Origin of the sequence: Streptomyces sp. SID4985 (assembly GCF_009863025.1) — a bacterium.
Classification (GTDB): domain Bacteria; phylum Actinomycetota; class Actinomycetes; order Streptomycetales; family Streptomycetaceae; genus Streptomyces.
Window position 1 is genome coordinate 1 of record NZ_WWIR01000726.1, and the last position, 3231, is coordinate 3231.

Sequence of the window (3231 nt, forward strand, 5' to 3'; positions counted from 1 at the left end):
CGCCGCCCGCTCCGTCCTCGGCCGCCCGTACGTGTGGGGCGCGAGCGGCCCCTCCGCCTTCGACTGCTCGGGCCTCATGCAGTGGGCCTACGCCCACGCGGGCATCCAGCTCCCGCGCACCTCCCAGGAACAGCGCTTCGCGGGCCGCCGCGTCTCCCTCGCCGAGGCCCGCCCCGGCGACCTGGTCTTCTACCGCTCCGACGCCAGCCATGTCGCGATGTACGTCGGCCACGGCCAGGTCGTCCACGCCCCGCACCCCGGCGCCGCCGTGCGCTTCGACCCGGTCGGCATGATGCCCGTCTCCTGGGTGACCCGGCCCTGAGCCCGCGGTGCTCCGCACCCGCCACGCCCTCTACGATCGGACGATGGCTGGCCGGGCACGGGTGTGGAGCGTCATGGCGGCGGCGCTCTGTCTGCCGCTCGCCGCCTGTGGCACGCCCACCCCCGGAGACACCGCCAAGGCCCAGGTGCAGCGCCTCCTGGACCGCCGCGCCACCGCCCTGCTCGGCCACGACGAGCACGGCTGGGCCGCGACCGGTACCCGCACCGCCTACCCCCGCCTGCGCGCCCTCCCGCTGGCCTCCTGGACCTACAAGGTCACCGCCGTGCACCGCACCGGCACCGGAGCCGCGGCCGACGCCGAACTGCGCTACCGCATCGCGGGCTACGACACCGCCCCCGCCGTCACCCGCCGCACCCTCACCCTCGGCCGCGCCGCCGACGGCGGCTGGTACGTCACCGCCGACGCCCCCGCCCGCTCCGCCGGACGCCAGCTGTGGGACGAGGGCACCGTCACCGTCGTCCGGGGCGCCCACAGCCTGGTGCTCGGCACCGGGGCGGGCACCGCCGAGCTGCGCGGGTACGCCCGGCTCGCGGACCGCGCCGTACCGGCCGTCACCGGGGCCTGGGGCACCGGCTGGGCGCGCCGGGTCGTGGTCGTCGTACCGCCCACCCTGGACGGCATGGCGGCGCTGCTCGGCTCGCCCGCCTCCGAGTACCGGGGGATCGCCGCCGTCACCACCGCCGAGACCGGCACCGCCGAGGACACCCCGGCGGACCGGGTGATCGTCAACCCGGAGGCGTACGGGGCGCTCGGCGATCTCGGCAAGCAGGTCGTGCTCACCCACGAGACCACCCATGTCGCCACCCGCGCCGCCACCACCCCGGCCACCCCGCTCTGGCTCTCCGAGGGCTGCGCCGACTGGACCGGCTACCTCGGCACCGGTCGCACCCCCGCCGAGATCGCCCCCGAACTCGCCCGCGCCGTACGCGAAGGGCACACCCCGGACGCGCTCCCCGCCGACCGGGACTTCGGCTTCACCAGCGACCCCACCCGGCTCGCCCAGTCCTACGAGTCGGGCTGGCTGGCCTGCCGGATGATCGCCGACCGCTGGGGCGAGCCCCGGCTGCGCGCCTTCTACCGCGCCGTAGGCGCCCACGGACGGCGCGCGGGCGCGGTCGAGGAGGCCCTGAAGCGGGTGCTCGGCACCACACCCGCCGCGTTCACCGCGCAGTGGCGCCGCTACACCCGCGAGCAGCTGACCTAGGAGCTGACCGGCGCCTCGTCGGCCGGGGCGGACTGCGGCGGGACCGGTGCGACGGGCGCCGGGGGCACCGTGGAGCGCCACAGCCGACGGCACGCGCAGACGCCTGCGGCGACCAGCAGCCCGTTGCGGACGAACATCAGTGTGACGCCGTACCAGTCGCTGGTCACCACGTGGATGAAGCCGAGCGGGAACTCCAGGACCGTCACCAGGGAGGCCGCGAGGACCAGGACGGCCGGGGAGCCCATGCGGGAGGAACGGTACGTCAGACAGACGGCGGCCAGCCCGATCAGCCAGACCAGGTACTGCGGGCTGATGACGCGGCTGGTGACGGTGAACAGCAGCACCGCCGTGAACGCGGCCTCCGCGAGCGTGGCCGGGCCCCTGCGGGTCACCCGCAGCCGCCAGATCACCAGCCAGCCGAACGCGGCCCCGGTCAGCACCAGCGCGGCCGTGCTCACCACGTCGACGTACGGGCCGAGGAACTCGATCGAGCCGTAGTTCAGCAGCACCTGGCCCTCCCAGCCGAACTGCCGGGCCACATGGAAGACCAGCGCCCCCAGCGACTCCACCTCCGTGCCCCGGTCCCGCTGGAAGGTCAGGAAGGCGAACGCGCCCGGCATCGACACCGCGAACAGCGCCGCGAGCCCGGCCGCGGTGACCGCCGCCGAGCCCCAGGTACGGCGCCGGAAGGAGCCCGCGAGCAGCAGCGCGGGCCACACCTTCACCATCGCGCCGAGGGCGGTCAGCGCGCCCATGACTCGGGGATGCCGGGCGGCCGTCAGCAGCGCGGCCACGGCGACGGCGGTCACCATCAGGTCGTAGCGGGCGTAGACCGTGGGGCCGAGCAGCGGGACGCCGGCGGTCCAGGCCCACAGGCCGCGCCGGGAGCGCCCCGGCCGCCCTCCCGTGCGCCACAGCATGCCGAGCACCACGAGGTCGGCGGCGCAGGCCAGGACGTAGAAGGCGGACGGGTAGTCCAGGAAGGGCAGCAGCGCGGGGGAGAGGATCGCGAGCGCGGCGGCGGGCGGGTACTGCCAGGTCACGTCGTCCAGGGGAAACGTTCCTTGACGCAGGACCTCGTACCAGCCCCGGTAGATCACCGACACGTCCGAGGTGACGTCCGGGCCCGGGAAGACGTAGACCTTGAACACGCACAGCAACAGCAGGGCGCGGGTCGCCGCCCACAGGACCGCCGGTGCCGCCGCCGGGAGGAGCCGGGCGCCCTTGGTGTCCACGTGATCCCCTGCCGGTCGGTTGCGGGCCGTGCGCATGGCGCGCGTGACGCGCGTCGGAAGACTCATGATGTCCTTTACGGCTGTACCCCTGCCACAGACTCCGCCGGGACCGGAACCCGGCCGGGCGAACGGGTCCGGGCGGCCCGGTAATGTCGGCGGCGATGCACAAGACCCTGATCGTGACCAACGACTTCCCGCCCCGCCCCGGCGGCATCCAGGCGTTCCTGCACAACATGGCGCTGCGACTGGACCCCGAGGACATTGTCGTCTACGCCTCCACCTGGAAGCGCGGCCGGGAGGGCGCCGAGGCCACGGCCGCCTTCGACGCCGAGCAGCCCTTCACCGTCGTACGCGACCGTACGACCATGCTGCTGCCCACTCCGGGGGCGACCCGGCGGGCGGTGGGGCTGCTGCGGGAGCACGGCTGTACCTCGGTGTGGTTCGGGGCG

The 3231-nt window shown here is 74.9% G+C and carries 3 protein-coding genes and 1 pseudogene; 3 read left to right on the forward strand and 1 reads right to left on the reverse strand.

All coding sequences use genetic code 11. The features are described from left to right. Together GTW40_RS32415 and GTW40_RS32420 are read left to right on the forward strand one after the other, a co-directional pair. A partial coding sequence (locus GTW40_RS32415; RefSeq protein WP_161183703.1) for a C40 family peptidase occupies window positions 1-322 on the forward strand: 322 nt, incomplete at its 5' end. Between the two features lie 73 nt (window positions 323-395). Next, entirely contained in the window at window positions 396-1547 is a 1152-nt protein-coding gene (locus GTW40_RS32420) for a hypothetical protein (RefSeq protein WP_161183704.1), read from the forward strand. Here the strand turns inward: GTW40_RS32420 and GTW40_RS32425 are convergent. Beyond that, window positions 1544-2848: a glycosyltransferase family 87 protein gene (locus tag GTW40_RS32425; protein WP_237525890.1), complete on the reverse strand. Its 1305-nt coding sequence runs from the start codon at window positions 2846-2848 to the stop codon at window positions 1544-1546. The two genes, GTW40_RS32420 and GTW40_RS32425, sit on opposite strands and share 4 nt — an antisense overlap. A 95-nt stretch (window positions 2849-2943) precedes the next feature. Here GTW40_RS32425 and GTW40_RS32430 point away from each other — a divergent pair. Further along, window positions 2944-3231: pseudogene (locus GTW40_RS32430) on the forward strand (alpha-(1-2)-phosphatidylinositol mannosyltransferase); the annotation flags it as partial.

Excerpts from the sequence above, each read along its gene's own strand:
- GTW40_RS32420 (WP_161183704.1), top strand. The coding sequence starts at position 396 with ATGGCGGCGGCGCTCTGTCTGCCGCTCGCCGCCTGTGGCACGCCCACC.
- GTW40_RS32425 (WP_237525890.1), bottom strand. The coding sequence starts at position 2,848 with ATGAGTCTTCCGACGCGCGTCACGCGCGCCATGCGCACGGCCCGCAAC.